A 16,922-nucleotide genomic window follows, 5' to 3' on the forward strand; every position below is an offset into this window, starting at 1 on the left:
GCAATGAAATTGCTCCGGTACAGATAGGGCAGTGTCACTATGGTGGTCACTGCAAAAATGATGCTGGCGACGATAGCGCCGAGCATATAGCCGAGTGATTGAATCATATTATTTACCTCCATTCATGGCTTTGCCGAAGAAATCCGGCGATTGTGTCTGTGGCTGTCTCTGACGCAAGGGCGTTGGGCCTGTGTTGTCGTTGGTCTCGTACTGGCTGTTTCCATCACCGGCCTGCGTAGTCTTTACCGATGTGTCACCAGTTGCACCAGGAACCGGCTTTGCTGGTGTTGGTTTTGGTGGTGCCACGAGTTCAGGGAAGTCAGCCGCAACCTGGCGCGGGATGTCTGTCAGGTTGATAACCTGGCTACCTGATAATGTGAAAAAATTGCCGGACGGCTTGACGTTGAAGTATCGATGTTTGCCGTCTTTCATTTTGCGAATGACGCCAAGTACAGGTTTGATTTTTCCGTCTGCTTTGTCGGTGATGACTGCACCAACCCACAAGACGCCATCCTTGCCCAGCTTGTGCACCGGGCTTTCGGATGTGGCCAGATCGGGGTACCAGGGCTGATTGATCTTGCCCAAGGGGACGAGCGGAATAATGCCGTCAATCTTGCCGTCCTTGTTCATGGCATCCACCTCGGCCATGACCAACTGACGCCAACTGGCCTCATTCCTGCCACCTTCAGCACGCATGCCGGCAATCGTCGTTTGCAGACTCATAGGGTCACTGCGCTGGGCATCGTAGTACGGCTTTAATGCAGCCTGGCTGATTTCCTGGTACTTGCTGGTATCCAGCTCAGGAGCTGGATTTTTGCGCATGATGTCCTCGGGGCTATCAACCACGGCGCTGTGTAGAGAATTGAACGGTGACAAGATCATTTTTGCGAACCATCCAGCCGGTTCTTTTTTGTAGTCCTGTAGTCTGGCCTGTAGGATGGTGCCGGATGAAAACAGGTCATGATTGAACAGTGCCAGGAACAAGACCGCCGCTATCCATGCCCGGATAGGGATGTACTTGTTAAACCTGGCTATCCAGACATGACCAGGTGTGATCAGTTTTTGCCAGTCATAGACGACTGGCAAGTGCGCAGCAAACTTACCATTGTTGCTTTTCATAAATTTTTCCTTATGTTTGAGAACGAAAATCTGTATTTATTATTGTGTTTAAGATAATATCAATCATGATATTTTTTATATATAAATATATAAAAATAGATGTAAATAATAGTAACTATTACACAATGAAAATCAAAAATATGGTTAATAAGAAAACAATCCCTGTAAAGCCCGGAACTGCAGTAGAGCAAAGGGGAAAGTTCGTAAATCTGCCGGTTGACTTATTGTTTAGAATTAAGCTCAGAGCGGCAGAGGACACTCTCCAGTCCGGGCACCACGTAAGTGAGACTGATGTTATTCAGTCGGCGCTTGAGGCCTATCTGAAGTAATGCCTGCCACTTCTTCCTGGCTCACGCACTTCATTCGTTTGCTATTTATGCGATAAGTCACAAGGTCTGCTTCGTGCAGATTCAATTCAGCATCCCTGAGCTTTATAAGCTGTTCTTTTTCCCGTATAGACACCATCCGTTTAATAGGCATCTGACCAAGCAGGAATGGTGTTTCTGCGTCGCTGATGTTTCGGCCACATAGCCTTTTATAAATTGGCTCCAGGTCGATTAATACCAGCCGACATGTCTGACATTCGCTTTGCAGTGGCCAAGCTTGTTTTGCTTCAGCCTCAGTTTTCTTGATGAAAACTTGTGCAATCGCAGAAGTAGCAATTGTTATTGCAATAAGACCTATAACTGTTTTGCGCATATAAATTTCCTCTCTGTTGTTACCTCTCATCGAAACTGATGATATTCTGAATAACTCACAATGAGTTATTTCAATTCAGATAATACATCATAATGAGTTATTTACATACGAGAAAAACAGCGATGATGAAAAAAACCAATCGGTATAATGCGGGTCTGGCCAAGGCCAGGAAAAGAAAATACAGGCTAAAAAAGAAGTTGCTAAAAAAAGACCTTATGACCCCACGCGATATACGAAGATGGCAAAAAGAAGCCGGATTTGAAACACAGAAAGAAGCAGCAGATGCGCTGGGTATTTCGATTGCTACTTTTCAAGATATGAGTAGAGGTATATCGCGAAATTCAGGCAAGGCTGTAGTGATCGACAAGAGGACAGCATTGGCTTGCGCAGCACTGCTGCATGGTTTAGAACCATACGGCAAAAAAAATTCCGAAGAATAAAACCAACACCCAGGGGAAACATGATGGAAAGGATTATCGTCTGCTTTGTTATTGTTGCCCCTGAGTTCATTGATGGTGAGCCTAATACCGAAGGTATGCGCCTGGCTCAAGAATTAAATGCAAACTGTGAGGCAGCATCACAAGATCAGGATGCAGTTTGGAAAGAGCTTTACCAACTGGATGAGGAACTAATCCGAAAGTATCAACTTGATGTAGATGTCGTCACGTATAGACAAGACAACAGTTCACAAGTGGACTACGATTTCATATCAAATTAACTGCATATTGGCAGTTGTTGCCAGTCAGTAGTGTATGCCGGTGATTTTCGCTCCTGGCGCATTGCCCAGGCCATGCGTGACCCATCCTGCGACAGTTTCAATGTCCCCTTGCCGTACCTCGCATTTATTTTATCCATCACCTCCATTAAGCCCGGCGCTGCTGTCTGACAGGCAAATAAGTCGCCCTGGTGAAAATCAGCCGGGACAATGCCGGTAAGGATGACACCGGCCTTTTTGTACTGGAATCCCTCTCGGTAGATTTGACTCAGGCCACACAGCGCCCACTTTTGCAGCTCGGTCGTGCTGGCCGTTGGTGTTATCAGTGGTACTGTAATGCAAGGGTGATACTGTGGCTGATCTTCCCGGAAACGATCAGTCATGACGATGACCTGCAGCATCCCTGCCAGTGAGTTTTGCTGTCGTAGCTTCAAAGCCGCGTTGCTCACGAAGTGAGCCAGTGCGTCTTGCAGATCTTCAATGGCCGCTACAGCGTGACCGAATGACCGGCTATTGATGATTTGTTTCTTCGCCGGTGCGACCTCTTCCATGCTCACGCAGCTTTCGCCGCGTAACTCACGGATAAGTTTTGCCATCACAACGCCATACTTGGCTCGCATGCTGGCAATGTCGGCCTGGCGCAGCTGGGCCACGGTGTAGATGCCGCTGGCCGTCAGCGAGGCAGTCAGCCTGCGACCGATGCCCCAAACCTCCTCGATGCCGATGTTTTCAAACACGCTGTTAGCCTGGCTTGCTGTCAGCTCATTGATGCTGAACACACCTTTAGATTTTGGGTGCCTTTTGGCTACATAGTTGCTGAGTTTGGCAAGTGTCTTTGTCGGGCCTATGCCGACACAGACAGGGATGCCGGTTTCCTGCAAAACGCGCTGGCGCATCTCCCCGGCCAGCGCTCTTATGTTGCTGAAGCCGGTCAAATCAAGAAAACTTTCATCGATGCTGTAAATCTCTTGTATCGGTGAATAGCTGGCCAGGATGTTCATGACGCGGTTGGACATATCGGCATACAAAGCGTAGTTTGATGACAGTACCTGGATGTCGTGCTTCTTCACCAGGTCCCGGATTTGGTAGAGAGGCACGCCCATCTTGACGCCCAGGGCTTTTGCTTCGTTTGACCGGCTCACAGCACAGCCATCGTTATTTGACAGGACAATAACCGGCTTGTTTCTGAGGCGTGGATTGAAGACACGTTCGCAGCTGACGTAAAAATTATTGCAGTCCACTAAGGCCAGGTAAAGCATGATCAGTACAGCTTACGCAGGTTGTATGTCACAACCCCCCAGATGCGTAATTCCTGGCCATCCTGGAACTCAAGAGGCGGGTATTTGGGGTTCTCAGCCAGCAGGCGTATCACCTGGCCGCGCTTGAAAAGCCTTTTAACCGTAAATTCGTCGTCCACCTCGGCCAGCACAATGTTACTACTGGCCGGAGTAATGGCCCGGTCAACGATGATCGTATCACCGGAAAATATGCCGACCCCTTCCATAGAGTCGCCCTGGACACGAAACAAGTATGTTGAATTGATGTTGAGTATCAGTTGTTCAGTCAGGTCGATACGCTTTTGGGCGTGGTCGGCTGCAGGCGAGGGAAAGCCTGCCGGTACCAGGCTTTCAAACATAGTCAGGGGGATGGGTGCGGAAATTATACTGTACATAAGTACAGTATATGTCTATGGGCGAAGGTAATGCAACGCTTGCAGAAGTGCTATGTTTTCAGGGCAATAATGAAAAAGTTTTTGTTGCACGCTCAACGTATGTCTGTAATTGCGTCCACCATTTCATTCTGCAGAGATATGCAAGAACTGATGCTACAGAGAACCAGACAAAAGCATGAGTAGTCAGGTTAAGGACTTCTTTGTACTGGGGACTACCTTCAGGGAAATACTCTTTTAATAAATGTAGAAGCACAGCACCGAAAAACATAGAAACAATGGCAATGTATTTTCCTGCTCTTGCGACAAAATCTGCAATCACAAATCCCCAATAGAGGAAAGGCGCTTCTGCGCGGACTTGCTCGTGAATATGTGCTTCAACCTTAGCGGTAAGCGAGTGCGTAGGGAATATGAACATGGGGCAATTTGTTTGTGGGGGAAATTAATTCTACCTCAAGAATTTGGCTCAATCTCCAGGAGATAGGCAAAGATCAGTATGCACCTGCAGCCGGAACATTCCCCAGGGGGAATAACCCGTCTTCCGGCGATACACATCATTACCCACCTCACCAAACCACCAGAGCGCACGGCGCAAAGCGCCCTGCTTCCTTCCGCTACGCTCCAGCGCTTCGCTTGACACAAAACTGACCAGGAGCAGCCTGCGGCCGCTCGTGGGCGCCTGTGGCGCCGGTTTGCTTGTTACGGCCTCTATTGCTGGCCGTGAGCTTGAATTCACGTCTAGCCGTACATGCAAAACGATAGCAGTGCGCGTCAGAAAATAAAGGGACTTTCGCGGCATATCCTCGCCTTCGGCTCCGGTATTCCACGTTCCCTTGATTTCCTGCCTTATGCGCCCCGCTATCTATGCATTACCGGCCAGCCATGAACTCAAGAAACAGATTCACGATTCAGCAGGCAAAGACCGCACCAAGCAAGCAAATACGATCCGGCAACCGAATCTAAGAATCAGATTTTGAAAACCAACTTCAAGGGCAGAAAATGACTAAATTCCTGACAACAGCAGAAACAGCAAAAATCATTCGTAAGGCGCTTAAAGAGGCGTTCCAGGGCGTGAAATTCAGCGTCAAGTCCGAGAACTCTACTGTGGGCATTACCTGGACGGATGGGCCGAATGTTGACCAGGTTAAATCTGTTGTTGGTCACTTGAAGGCGGCATACTTTGACAGTTCGATTGATTATCAGGGTTCCATCTATCACATGCACCAAGGCCAGCAAATCTGCTTAGGAGCCGACTTTTTGAGTTTTAAGCGGGAATATAGCGACGCCTCGGTACAACGCGCTATAGACCGTGTATATCGTTCGTATGCAGGAAATTTGCAGAACTCAGGCCGTGAAAAGGCGACTGTGGCCGAGTTCCGCGCTGGCCAGCTGGTGAACGTGACCATTCCCGGCATGTTTGACAGCTACGGGCAATTACGCCTGGTGCAGCAGATCAGGGAATTCATGGCCAAGAACAGCGACCGCCTGCGTATAGGGAAAGCGCCGACCGCTGCAGCGTACTTTGTGACCCATGATGACAATTACAGCAAGACAAACGGCAGCGGCTTATCTGTGATGCCAGAAATTTTATAAGAAAGGTAGTTCTGGTCTATGAAGTGTTTCCTTAAACAAGATTGGGAGGTTTACGGGATGGCCCACCAGATGGTGGGCGAAGTGAACCCGGAAGAATGGCGGCTTTCGCTGACTGCTACTGTGCGTTTTGCCAATGGGGCAAGCTGTGAAATGGCCCGTGGTGACGTTTTCCTTATTGATGAAGGCGAGGACATCCAGGCATCAAGAAACCTGCTTGAAGTGTCCGGCTATGTGGTCAGTGAAATGACCAAGGCAGAAAAAGCCACCCTGCAGGCGGCAAAGGAATACTTGGACGGCATCTATTGCACGTTGTACGCGCAAATGAAGCCGATCATGGACGGCTGGACAGAAGCCGAGCTACATGATTTTGTGACAGAAATGACAAAACATGTTGCTAAGGTTCGGTTAAGTAAATAAAATCAAATTTAATCAGATTTAATCAATCTGATTAAATTTTATGGGGGTGCAATGGATTTTTTTAAAATTGGTACTGACAACGCCACCGGCTCCACATGGAGCCGAGTAGAAAACTATGTGAAACAGGAACGTCCGATACAGCCTGTAAAAAAAATCGTCATCAAGGGGGCTATAGAGGTCGTATTCAAACGTTCGGACGTGCCGCACATGGTTGTGGCTGCGGAATCGTCGGACGCCCTGGAGAGCGTTTACACCAGTTTCAAGGGGGGTAAGCTGGTCATCGAGCAAGAAATGGTCAATATTATCCCTGGTACAAGTGGCAGTTTTACGCAGGGCAATAATGTTTTTCATGGTGGTGTGGGTCAGATCATCATGGGTGACATGACAATTTCAGGTGTAAAAATACTCACGAACAAAGCTATAGGCCGGGTAATCGTTGGTATTGCCCTGCCTGAAGCACCAACAATCAGCATCAAGGGTAGCGGTGACGCAACTTTAATTGACCTGGACCAGGCTGACCTAAAGCTGAAAATACAAGGCTCAGGGGATATTGCTGCATCCGGAAAGGTTGAATTGCTGGAGGTAGAAATTTCCGGCTCTGGCGATGTTGACGCAAGCCAGCTGCTAGCAGATCAGGCCGAGCTTACTGTATCGGGGTCAGGCGAAATTGACGCACTCGTGCGTAATGATGTGCATGCTTCGGTACTTGGTTCCGGTGATATTGTGGTTCGTGGCAATCCTGTAACCCGCAAAAGCAGAACGCTAGGTACAGGAAAAATCAAGTTTAGATGAAAGGTAAAGCAATGACACAAGCAGAAACAAAGGTTGTAACCGCGCACGTTCCGGTTCAACTGGCCGAGAAAGTAGATAAGCTGGCCGCGAGACTGGAGAGGTCACGCGGGTGGATTGTGAAACAAGCTTTGTCTGCATGGATAGAGCAAGAGGAAGAACGCAGCCGGTTGACACTTGAAGCACTGGCCGAGGTGGATTCCGGCCATGTCATCGACCATCAGGCTGTCCAGGCCTGGGCTGAGAGTTTAAGCACAGATAAGCCTTTGTCGGTGCCTGGCTTATGAAACTGAAGTGGACAAGCAAGGCTTTATCTGACTTGGCCAGGCTGTATGAATTCCTGGCCGTGGTAAATCAGGCGGCTGCAGCCCGGACAGTGCAGACACTGACCGGTGCGCCGACAAGTTTGCTGCGCAATTCTCGTATAGGTGAATTGCTTGAAGAGTTTGCACCCCGTGAAGTGCGCCGTCTGCTGGTTGGCCAGTATGAAATTCGCTACGAAATCCAGAAGGATACGATTTATGTGTTGCGGTTATGGCATACGCGAGAAGACAGATAGTCAACGCCAATTTTTCGGGGTTTCACACACACAAAGCAGGTTATGTCATGACGAAAAAAAAATTACCTTTTGATTCAGTGAATACCGTATCTGAGATAGTCGATGCTGCAGAGGCAAGCAAGCCTGAATTCCTTGCCGTTGAAGAGGAGCCAGTAAATACGCTATCACCTTTGGTCAAACGGGTGAATGCGCTAGCAAAAAAGGCTCAGCAACGAGAAGGTAAGCATCACCTGGTGGAGATGAAGCAGCTTGATTTATTTGTGGCTGACTTACTCGACTACAATCTGAAAGACGACACCGCCACGATGGAAGCGCCTTTGTTCTCATTATCGACCAAGCCTGATATGGACACCTGGCGCTGGGAAAGTCCAGATAAGAAAAAATGGCTTGAAGTAACCCCCTCCTCTATCGGTAGAGCGACTATCCACGACAAAGATTTGCTAATTTACATTACTTCGCAGCTGGCGGCTGCAATGAATGTTGCTGCTCGCAATGGTACAAAAATGCCTGGTAGGCGTGTGCGATTTACTTTGCATGATTACCTGATTGCGACAGGACGCGACACAGCAGGGAAAGCCTATGCAAGCGTAGAAAGCACGCTTGATCGGTTATCGGGAACCAGGCTTAAAACCAATATTGAAATGGGGAACATTGACCGGCGCAGTAGCTTTGGCCTGATTGAAAGGTCAGACTACATTCTGCAAACAGATTCAAAGGGAAACAAGCGCATGTCGTCCATTGAAATCACCCTCTCAGAGTGGCTTTATCGTGCGCTAGAGCAGAAAAACATTCTGACCATAACCCCTAACTATTTCAAGCTCAGAAAGCCCTTAGAAAAGCGGCTTTATGAGTTGGCCAGGAAGCACGTAGGAGAGCAGGCAGATTGGGTTATCAGGGAATCTATCTTGCTGGACAAGACGGGTAGTAAGGCAAATATTCGTGAGTTTAGACGAATGCTTGAAGCCATTATCGAAGATGACAGCATCCCTGATTATCGAATGAATCGCTATAAGTCTGACAGCAGTAGTGAAAACATGGTCAAGTTCTACCAGAAGAATGCAAAGAAGCTGGCCCTGGCGTACGCGAAAAAAAATGCTGGTAAGGGAAACCAGGAAAAACCGGATGTAGATTTGCTTGGATAGTTCGGGTTTTCACACACGCTAGTTCGGGGTTTTACACACAGGGCTTCGGGGTTTCACACACAAAGGTTCGGGTTTTCACACACAGACCCTTCGGGGTTTCACACACGAAATCAAAAAAATATCACAATGTAAACAAGGACTTAGAAAAGTTATTAACAGGCAGAAATTTTATGTTAACTATGTTAACTTTGTTAACATAAAAACACACGGAATTTACAAAATTCGCGGTTTTTCAAAAGTTCGGGTTTTCACACACACTTTAGCGGCCTAAAGGCCGGGGCACCCCCTCCGGGGGTTCCCCCGATCAAGTCGGCTCCCCCTCCCCCTTACACAGTGCCCGGTGGGCATAGAACGCGCCAAGGCGCGTACCTACAAAACACCATGCAACGGCTAACCATATTACAAAAATAATGAATGCGTAGAGCTTCATATCCAGCGACGCCAAAGCGTCGAAAATACCTATACAAAAGACCCTGGGGCTTTGCCCCAGACCCCACGCTCGCCGCGAGGCAAGGGGGCAGGAAGAAAAAACCTTCCTACCCCCTTACCTCAAAGCTTATTGTCGTTACAGTCAGTATCAAGGGCTTTCGCGGCATATCCTCGCCTTTGGCTGCGGTATTCCACGTTCCCTTGACACTGCCTTTCACTCAGGACGGTACTAAGAGCGAAGTTTGGCTTTTGGGGAATTTTTTAATCGGCAAGGCAAGCAGAGCGCGCAGAAATCCCGCCCGTATCAACCCCGGCCATGCCGGGGCGCTTGCGTTTTCGCGCAGTGAAAATTGAACGGAGACAACCGAGCGAAGACGAGGGCGTCAGTCTTCGCAGTATGTTTGCAGGTAGTTATTTTCCGGCTTCGATGAAAGTGCCGTGACACTGGCCGCAGAGCAGATTTAGCCCCGGTTTTCCCCAGGCAAAGATGGGTTTTCCCTTGGGAGTCTGGCAGTTTGGACACTGATATTTTATCCTGGTTGACTTGCTTTCTTGCTCCTGGCCAGCGTCTTCGCCCTCGCCTTCTTCGCCGGTGCCATCTTCCCCAGCTGGTGCCGGTGTTTTCTTTTCAATCCTGTCACCCCAGGTAATACGGACTTCTTGCATCAATTCCTTGCACAGATTTTCAAATCTGCCTCCTGGAATGATGTAGTCAGCCATTTTTTCCCCTGTCTTTTTCCCTCCTGGCTGGCCTGTGTCGGACGGCATTAAGCCCATTTCCTCCATTTTGTCGCCCCACTCCTTGTTATGGTAGCCGCGACGACCAGGCTTGCCGAAACGGTACTGCCAAAGGTGGGCCATTTCGTGAACGATTGTTTGAAATATTTCCTCTGGCGGGTGTGTCGCAAAGTAGGCCGGATTCAATGCGATCTCATCTGTATTTTCTGTCTTGTCGAGCTTTTCAAATTTGAGGGCATGGAAATAACCGAATGTTTTGTTTTTGCGCTGGAGCGTGATCATGCAAGTTGGCAATATTCCATCAAACAGCCTGGCATTGAAGAATTCATACACCTTCTGCAATTCGTCATAGGCCGTCTTGGTCGGAGCATCCCTCTTTTCTAGTTCGGTCATCTTTATCCCCTCAATTTGGATTGTACAAACCAAATTATAATCCATTATTTTGGTTTGTACAATCCAAAATAATAATAAAAATAACTTGAATAATAATAAGAATAATAATATAATTCTTATTATTCTTATTAATTTGTGTTTTCCTTTACTTCGACCAGGAGCGCATCACATGTCTAATCCATCTATCCCTCAAGATGTCCGCGAACGCATCATTGCCGTTGCTAATGACCTGTACGAGCAAGCAAATCGCGAGCGTTTCCCGACCGTTGACGCTGTGCGCCGCGCTTCACGCGCTGACATGAATGCAGTTTCTGCCGTCATGAAGGAGTGGCGTCAATCTCAGACCGTCCAGGCTGTGCCGGTTGCTGTGGCCGTACCGGAAAGTATCCTGCAGGCTGGCGTTGCTGCTGTCTCTGCTATCTGGCAACAAGCAACTGAGCTGGCAAACCAGTCTCTGCGCACCGCGCAGGCCGCATGGGAATCTGAGCGTGTCGAACTGGACGGTATGCGTGAGGAGTTGGCCAACGGTTTCGAGCAACAAGCCCAGGATTTAGAGGCGCTTAAATTGCAAGTGGCCGAGCAGGAAAATGTGATTACAGGCCTGAGAAAAGTTCTCGATACCCAGGCGCAACAGGAGGCGGATGCCATTGCCAGAGCTGAGACAGCGGAAGCACGAAATGAAGAAATTGAAATACGTGCCAATGATTTGCATGCCGAGCTTAAACATGCTCACCTGGAGCTGGAGCGTGAGCGCCAAGATCAAGTTTTGTTGAGGAACAAACTCAGCATGGATGCCGAGGCGCATGCGGAAGCGCTCAAACAAGTAACAGCCATAAACGAAGCTTTACGCTCTGACCTGGTGAAGTTGCAGGCAAAAACTGACGCACAGATAGAAACGCAAGCCGAGCAACGCAAAGCCGCCGCTGAGTTACAGGCTGATCGCGAAGCACTCCAGGAGGCCGCTACAGTGGCCCGTGAGCGAGCAGCAAGCCTGGCCGGACAGCTTGAGGCCACCCAAACACAGAACGCGGCTCTGTTGGCTGCTTTGAAGCACCGGGAGCAGTTGTTACAGGAGCCAACCCCATTACCGGCTAAGTCTAAAGCGCCCAGGACATCAAAGCCAGGCAAGGCCAAGCCCTAAAAGGTGGTAACGAAGAAAAACAGCACGGCATGCCGTGCTGTTTGGATGTTCACATACAAACATCACTTAAAAAGATGTCCCAAGGCAGGAAACCAAGCCAGTAGAGACATACCCACGCAGACACCTACAACGACCTTGATTAGATCAAGGGTAAAGCTGGGCTTGACCTTATCCAGCTCAGCCTTGACGGCTATAGCCATATCTGCTGCGCCGCGCTGCCGGTGTTCAAGCAGTTCTGTTGACATGGACTGTAGCTCTTTTTTCAGCCGGGCCACCTCTTTGTCAAAGTCGGCCAGCTTGCGCAACTCTGAGCCAAGTGTTTCTTTGACTGTTCCCTGGATGGCCTCAGAAATCTTGCTGTCAGTGAAATCAACAACGCTGTCTAAGATTGCATTACGAGAGCCGTCAAGCTGCGCCTGGCCTGCCTTCACAGATGATTCGATGACACCCTGCAGGCTGCTTGTAGCTTCTTGCAGAGCCGTTAAAACGGCCTCTGCTTGCCTGGCAATTTCTGCCTTCTGTTCGACTGCAAAATCTGCAAGTTTTGCCTGGTGAACCTCTTGCGCCGTGGCTGTAGCTTTATCGATACTGTTGATAAAGCCGCTCAGCTGGCCGGTCAAGTCCGGGAGTATTACTTGCAACGTCTTCACTTCATCGTGCAGTTTCCCGACATCGCCCAACAACTCAGCAATGAGCGCTTCTTGTGCTGTACTTGCTCCGGCCATGTTTTCCCCTTATTTCAGTAATGTTTTATAAACTGCATCCAGTTCCTCGGTCACACCAGCTGCCAGGCGCTTGATGCCGATCAGGCGGCTGATACGCAGTTTTTCATCTGAATCCTTGGCTGCTTTCAATTGTTCCTTCAGGTCTGCCGGGTCATTCAGAATGTCAGCTATGGTCTGTTCGGAACCCTTCAGCTTGCCGTAGATGTCGTTAACGTGGATAACGGCATCAGGCTTCAAAGTGAAGGTCTTGGCGCTGGCGTGGTATTCAAACAGGCCGGAAAAAATGCGCTCTGGCTGTTCGTCCAGTTCAACCATGTTGAAGACCAGGCGTATTTTCTTGGCCGGGACACCAATTTCAGCCAAAGCTTCAATTGTTGATATTGTGTCACGTTGCTGCTTGTGCTTTGAAACTGTCGGCACAACGAAGAAATCAAAGTCCTCATGGCTACCTCGATACTGTTTCATTTGATTAACAAAATCTTCGACGTTAGACGCGCCAATATCGATGACAGCATCGTCCATGATCGCCAATGCCTCGATCAAGTCACCGAACTGCTTACCGCGTATCGCCTCGGCATCGTTGCCGTCCGAGTTGATACTTTCGACCGGAATCACGTTTGCATTATGCAAACGTGGTGAAAGTAGATGCTGGGCAACAGTTGATTTTCCGACATTGCCAGAGAAATTGATAACAGCTATTTTCATGATCACTTGCCTTTCAGATTTTTAAGAAGTGGGTTCGACGATGTGTCTGTTATGAACTGAGAAGCGCGGCGCTCTCGTTTTTCACGCAAAGACAAACCATCAAGATTTGCACCGTCATTGCTTACTGATTGTTCCGAATTTTGCAATAGTGGAGTTTCAGTCTCACTATCACCAGGTGTTTCTGATGCTGAATTATTGTTGCTAATTTGCCTTGTCTTTTTAATTGGATTGTACAAACCAATATCAGAGGACTCCTTTGGTTTCGGGTTTTGAGCAATTTCTTGCCCTGTTCCTTCCCTACTACTAATGAACTTTCGGACTGCTTCCTGGGACACTTTTACCCCATTGGCTGCCAACCATTCACGTATTTGCAAGTTGGTATATCTCTTTGATTTCAGCTCAAAGATTTGCACCTGGAAGGGTTCTAGCCGTGAGCGTTTTGCTCCAGGCTGCACTTTCTTTTCAAACTCTTCAATGTCCATTTTCTGGCCTTCATGTTGGAACCAAAACAATAGTATCGCGTATTCCAACTTAAAACAACCATTTCCAAGTGTTTAACTACCTGAAAACAACCATTTGCAATCATATTACAACCATTAAAAATCAAATGCAACTACAAAACAACCAAATTACAACCAACATGCAACCGTTCAAGAATATTGCCCGTTGTGGTAAAGTATTTACAGGCACGACAGTAACGTATACAAAAACTTCGTTTTTCTATACGTTACCGTGCTAAAGGGGGAGAGCCCCCTTTAATCCCCCCACCCGCAAGCGGGTGGGTAAAGCAACAGCGAAGACCTGGATAAAGCCAGGTCAAAGACAACAACCAGGGCGACGGCTAAATGCAAAAACCAAAACCTGAAAAGCAAAAGAAAAACTTAAAATCCGTGCGCCACTTCCGTTTATCGGAAGAGGATGCGAAAGACTGGGACGCCAAGGTTGCGGCATCCGGGATGACGGAATCGGCATTTATTCGCCTGGCCGTCATCCAAAATAAAACCGTAGTCCAGGCAGCAAAAACAAAACAGACTACCCTGGAGCAAAGAAAAATATTGTTCCTGTTTGCGCAACAATCCAACAATATCAACCAGCTTGCACACCAGGTCAACACCGCACACCGAGCCGGAAAAATCACGCCAGATTTGTACCTGGCCGTGCTGGAACAGTTGCAATCAATCAACCAAATTGCAAAAGACTGGGTGTCATAAAATGGGCATTTTCAAGTTCGGTGGAGGCAGTGAAGGTATCGTTGAATACTTGCAAGATGGCAAGAAACAAGGGCGGGAGTTCACCAGGGACGAACTCGACACCCGAATCATTCTTGATGGCAACCTGACCAAGACAGGAGAAATAATTGATAAAATGCAACGTGATGGAGAGAAGTACAACCACATCACGTTTTCATTTAAAGAGGACGAAATCTCGGAAGATGTCCTAAAAGCAATAACACAAGACATCAAAAGCCACCTACTTGCCGCCTACGGTGAAAACGAAATCGACTTTTACGCCGAAGCCCACATACCAAAAATCAAGACATATATTGACCAAAAGACATTAGAAAAAGTAGAGCGTAAGCCGCATATACATATTGTCATACCGACAATCAACCTTGTCACTGGTGAGCGAGCCAGCCCATTAGAGTTACTCACAGCGAAATACGGCACCAAAGATCAGACCATGGAAATGCTTGACGCTATCCAGGAACATATCAATGCCAAGTACGGCCTTGCTTCCCCGAAAGACAACCGGCGCACAGACTTCACCAGTCAAAGCGAAATCCTGGCCAGGAACAAGGGCGACGACTTCACCGGGAAAAACCGGGTCAAACTGGAGGAAATCCGCGACCGCATGATTGCGGAAAAGATCGAAAGCAGGGAAGACTTTAAAGCCATGCTAAAGACCATGGGCCGAGTCACCGAAGGCAAGGCAGGCCAGGACGACTCGTACCTACAAATCAAGCTCAAAGGAGCGCAGCAGAATATCAGGCTGAAGGATTACCAGTTCACAGATGAATTCATCTGCAAGCCGACCGCTGAAAAGGAGGCGTATATCAGGGCTGAGCGACAGCAAAAGCAATACCTGGTAGCCCAGGAGTCAAGACCCACAAAAGAAGAGCATGCGCGGTTGTTGGAAAAATGGGCGCAGCGCTCAAAAGAAATCAAATACCTGAACCCTAGCAATACATTTTTTAAAGAGACGTATAGCAAGCTGGCCGCGCCCGAAAAAATGCAAGTACTGGAAAAAATCGAAGCAGAACATTACAAACGACTGAAAGAAAATCATGGATATGAACGATCAACAGGAACCATCAGCGCCGGAGCTGGAGGACGAGATGCCCTCTCAAGAAGAGATGGAGTTCTACATGCTGTTAAGCGAAATCTCGCAGAAGCAAGTAGAAATTTCGCACATGTCGCAAACAATACAGGGCTTGATGCAGATGCCATCAGAAGGGCCGCTGAAAGTGCTGGAAAAACTGCTTATGCCGATGAACGCGCAGAGCGCGTTTCTCGCATCGTTAGTGCAGGGCGTGACCTCGGAATTCATGGAACTGAAAAAGGAGAATTAAATGCAGATCGACTACGCAACTATCATGCCGATATTAAGGCAAATCTCAGAGCAGCAGACCATGCATTTAGCCTGGTTGACGCAGATAGCGGAAGCATTTTCGCAGCCGCCCAAGCCGGTAGAGCCAACCTTGCTGACAATGCTTACTCCGATCGCATCGCAGCTTGGAGCAATGGAAGAATCAATTCAATCTACCTTAGAACATCAGACGAAATCAGAATAGCGGAAAAAGCCGGTACAGGAATCATCAAGGAGCCAGAAACTGTCATCAAGGCACTGACATTTTCGCAATCGTCATTCACACCACGCCAGCTTGAATCCTATCTGCTGAAAAATACAAGTGGCCCAGAGCAGTACGAAAATGCACTTGATGCTGTACTTAAATCGCCGGAACTGGTCACACAAAAAACTGACAAAGGCGACCGTTTCAGTAGTCAGGAAATTGTAAAGATCGAGCGCCAGCTGGTCGAAACAGTAGAGCGCCTTGCGAGAAGTAAAACCGCAGCGGTACCAGAATCTAAGCAGCAAGAAATCATCGACTCAAAGACCTTTAACGAGGGGCAGGAAGCCGCCTTTAAACTGCTTTGTAGCGACAAGCAAATTGCGGTGGTCAATGGCGCTGCCGGCACAGGAAAATCATATGTGCTGGGTGCCATGCGTGAAGCCTACGAAGACAAAGGATTTACAGTTTACGGCGCTATCCTGCAGGGCAAGACGGCTGAAGATTTAGAGCGTGATTCCGGCATACAGTCGCAAACGATGCATAGCTTCTTGTATGCACTCGATACCGGAAAAATCAAGCTCAATGAAAAATCGATTGTTGTCACAGACGAAGCCGGTATGGTCGGTTCTCGCCAGATGGAAAGGCTAGTAGATCATGTCGAAAAATCCGGCGCAAAACTGCGCCTGGTTGGCGATAAAAACCAGCTGGCCGCAGTCGAATACGGTAACGCTTTTGAAGAAATATCAAAGCGCAGTGAAGTCGCCAAGCTAACAGAAATCAAGCGTCAAAAGGAAGACTGGCAAGTTATGGCATCTGAGCAATTTGCCGATTTAAAAATTGCTGCAGGCCTGCAAGCATACAAAGAGCGCGGATACATCAAGGAACACGATACCCAACTTGAAGCGATGGCCGAGCTGGTGGACACATGGAACAAGACACGCATCGAGACACCAGACAAAAATCAAATCGTTCTAGTCGCTACCAACGAGGAAAGAAATCAGCTTAACAAGATCATGCGCGACCGTATCAAGGAAGAGGGCGGGTTAAGCGAAGAGTACAGCATCAAGACCGGTGAATTTACCAGCCTCAAAGCTGCGACCGGCGACAAAATGATGTTCACGGCACCAGACAAAGAGCTGGGAGTAAAAAACGGCACCATCGGAATTATTGAAGAAATCGACGCACACGGTACAAAAATACGGCTTGACGGTGATAGGGTCGTGACACTGGATAACAGCGTTGAAACATCGATTGACTACGCCTATGCGGTAACAGTTCACAAGTCCCAAGGTATGACC

21 protein-coding genes are annotated in these 16,922 nt (G+C 48.2%); 11 read left to right on the forward strand and 10 right to left on the reverse strand.

The window, feature by feature from the left end; translation table 11 throughout:
* Nucleotides 1–108: 108 nt before the first annotated feature.
* Both LZ463_RS27900 and LZ463_RS27905 read right to left on the reverse strand, forming a co-directional pair.
* On the reverse strand, nucleotides 109–1,119 hold the full coding sequence (locus LZ463_RS27900) for a hypothetical protein (RefSeq protein ID WP_241459598.1): 1,011 nt from the start codon (nucleotides 1,117–1,119) through the stop codon (nucleotides 109–111).
* Nucleotides 1,120–1,413: 294 nt separating this feature from the next.
* Entirely contained in the window at nucleotides 1,414–1,818 is a 405-nt protein-coding gene (locus LZ463_RS27905; protein ID WP_241459599.1) for a hypothetical protein, read from the reverse strand.
* Nucleotides 1,819–1,940: 122 nt separating this feature from the next.
* On the opposite strand from LZ463_RS27905, the gene LZ463_RS27910 reads away from it, so the two are divergent.
* Both LZ463_RS27910 and LZ463_RS27915 read left to right on the forward strand, forming a co-directional pair.
* Nucleotides 1,941–2,258: a helix-turn-helix domain-containing protein gene (locus LZ463_RS27910; protein ID WP_241459600.1), complete on the forward strand. Its 318-nt coding sequence runs from the start codon at nucleotides 1,941–1,943 to the stop codon at nucleotides 2,256–2,258.
* 20 nt (nucleotides 2,259–2,278) lie between these two features.
* A complete protein-coding gene (locus LZ463_RS27915) occupies nucleotides 2,279–2,536 on the forward strand; it encodes a hypothetical protein (protein ID WP_241459601.1) in 258 nt (85 codons plus the stop codon).
* Here the strand turns inward: LZ463_RS27915 and LZ463_RS27920 are convergent.
* From LZ463_RS27920 to LZ463_RS27935, 4 genes are read right to left on the reverse strand one after another with little or no spacing between them, the layout of a single operon-like run.
* Complete coding sequence (locus tag LZ463_RS27920; RefSeq protein ID WP_241459602.1) at nucleotides 2,533–3,792, reverse strand: Y-family DNA polymerase; 1,260 nt, start codon at nucleotides 3,790–3,792, stop codon at nucleotides 2,533–2,535. The genes LZ463_RS27915 and LZ463_RS27920 overlap by 4 nt on opposite strands.
* Before the next feature lie 2 nt (nucleotides 3,793–3,794).
* Nucleotides 3,795–4,205, reverse strand: a complete 411-nt coding sequence (locus LZ463_RS27925; RefSeq protein WP_241459603.1) for a LexA family protein — start codon at nucleotides 4,203–4,205, stop codon at nucleotides 3,795–3,797.
* Nucleotides 4,206–4,263: 58 nt separating this feature from the next.
* The gene (locus tag LZ463_RS27930) at nucleotides 4,264–4,620 is read right to left on the reverse strand and encodes a hypothetical protein (RefSeq protein WP_241459604.1); all 357 of its coding nucleotides are present in this window, start codon (nucleotides 4,618–4,620) and stop codon (nucleotides 4,264–4,266) included.
* A 48-nt stretch (nucleotides 4,621–4,668) separates the two neighbouring features.
* Nucleotides 4,669–5,001: a hypothetical protein gene (locus LZ463_RS27935; RefSeq protein WP_241459605.1), complete on the reverse strand. Its 333-nt coding sequence runs from the start codon at nucleotides 4,999–5,001 to the stop codon at nucleotides 4,669–4,671.
* A gap of 200 nt (nucleotides 5,002–5,201) precedes the next feature.
* Here LZ463_RS27935 and LZ463_RS27940 point away from each other — a divergent pair, with 200 nt between their 5' ends.
* Genes LZ463_RS27940 through LZ463_RS27965 form a run of 6 tightly spaced genes read left to right on the forward strand, consistent with a single transcriptional unit; the run spans nucleotide 5,202 to nucleotide 8,702 of the window.
* Nucleotides 5,202–5,795 (forward strand): LPD29 domain-containing protein, encoded by a 594-nt coding sequence (locus tag LZ463_RS27940; protein ID WP_241459606.1) that lies wholly within the window; start codon nucleotides 5,202–5,204, stop codon nucleotides 5,793–5,795.
* A 57-nt stretch (nucleotides 5,796–5,852) separates the two neighbouring features.
* Entirely contained in the window at nucleotides 5,853–6,212 is a 360-nt protein-coding gene (locus tag LZ463_RS27945; protein WP_241459607.1) for a hypothetical protein, read from the forward strand.
* A 51-nt stretch (nucleotides 6,213–6,263) separates the two neighbouring features.
* Nucleotides 6,264–7,004, forward strand: coding sequence for a GIN domain-containing protein (locus LZ463_RS27950; protein ID WP_241459608.1), 741 nt, complete (start codon nucleotides 6,264–6,266; stop codon nucleotides 7,002–7,004).
* The gene (locus tag LZ463_RS27955) at nucleotides 7,001–7,288 is read left to right on the forward strand and encodes a CopG family ribbon-helix-helix protein (RefSeq protein ID WP_241459609.1); all 288 of its coding nucleotides are present in this window, start codon (nucleotides 7,001–7,003) and stop codon (nucleotides 7,286–7,288) included. The genes LZ463_RS27950 and LZ463_RS27955 overlap by 4 nt, the downstream gene beginning before the upstream one ends.
* Entirely contained in the window at nucleotides 7,285–7,560 is a 276-nt protein-coding gene (locus LZ463_RS27960) for a type II toxin-antitoxin system RelE/ParE family toxin (RefSeq protein ID WP_241459610.1), read from the forward strand. The genes LZ463_RS27955 and LZ463_RS27960 overlap by 4 nt, the downstream gene beginning before the upstream one ends.
* 47 nt (nucleotides 7,561–7,607) lie before the next feature.
* A complete protein-coding gene (locus LZ463_RS27965) occupies nucleotides 7,608–8,702 on the forward strand; it encodes a replication initiator protein A (protein WP_241459611.1) in 1,095 nt (364 codons plus the stop codon).
* 840 nt (nucleotides 8,703–9,542) lie between these two features.
* Here LZ463_RS27965 and LZ463_RS27970 read toward each other — a convergent pair.
* Complete coding sequence (locus LZ463_RS27970; protein ID WP_241459612.1) at nucleotides 9,543–10,262, reverse strand: SprT-like domain-containing protein; 720 nt, start codon at nucleotides 10,260–10,262, stop codon at nucleotides 9,543–9,545.
* Between the two features lie 169 nt (nucleotides 10,263–10,431).
* On the opposite strand from LZ463_RS27970, the gene LZ463_RS27975 reads away from it, so the two are divergent.
* Complete coding sequence (locus LZ463_RS27975) at nucleotides 10,432–11,403, forward strand: DNA-binding protein (protein WP_241459613.1); 972 nt, start codon at nucleotides 10,432–10,434, stop codon at nucleotides 11,401–11,403.
* A 62-nt stretch (nucleotides 11,404–11,465) separates the two neighbouring features.
* Here the strand turns inward: LZ463_RS27975 and LZ463_RS27980 are convergent, their stop codons facing one another.
* Genes LZ463_RS27980 through LZ463_RS27990 form a run of 3 tightly spaced genes read right to left on the reverse strand, consistent with a single transcriptional unit; the run spans nucleotide 11,466 to nucleotide 13,315 of the window.
* Complete coding sequence (locus tag LZ463_RS27980) at nucleotides 11,466–12,128, reverse strand: hypothetical protein (protein WP_241459614.1); 663 nt, start codon at nucleotides 12,126–12,128, stop codon at nucleotides 11,466–11,468.
* Between the two features lie 9 nt (nucleotides 12,129–12,137).
* Complete coding sequence (stbB, locus tag LZ463_RS27985) at nucleotides 12,138–12,833, reverse strand: StbB family protein (protein WP_241459615.1); 696 nt, start codon at nucleotides 12,831–12,833, stop codon at nucleotides 12,138–12,140.
* A gap of 2 nt (nucleotides 12,834–12,835) precedes the next feature.
* Complete coding sequence (locus LZ463_RS27990; protein WP_241459616.1) at nucleotides 12,836–13,315, reverse strand: hypothetical protein; 480 nt, start codon at nucleotides 13,313–13,315, stop codon at nucleotides 12,836–12,838.
* A 363-nt stretch (nucleotides 13,316–13,678) separates the two neighbouring features.
* Between LZ463_RS27990 and LZ463_RS27995 the strand changes: the two genes are divergently transcribed.
* Both LZ463_RS27995 and LZ463_RS28000 read left to right on the forward strand, forming a co-directional pair.
* The gene (locus LZ463_RS27995; protein ID WP_241459617.1) at nucleotides 13,679–14,044 is read left to right on the forward strand and encodes a plasmid mobilization protein; all 366 of its coding nucleotides are present in this window, start codon (nucleotides 13,679–13,681) and stop codon (nucleotides 14,042–14,044) included.
* A gap of 1 nt (nucleotide 14,045) precedes the next feature.
* Nucleotides 14,046–16,922, forward strand: a 2,877-nt coding sequence (locus tag LZ463_RS28000) for an AAA family ATPase (protein ID WP_241459618.1), incomplete at its 3' end; no start/stop codon positions are given.

It is taken from the genome of Undibacterium paludis, from assembly GCF_022568815.1.
Lineage (GTDB): Bacteria > Pseudomonadota > Gammaproteobacteria > Burkholderiales > Burkholderiaceae_D > Undibacterium.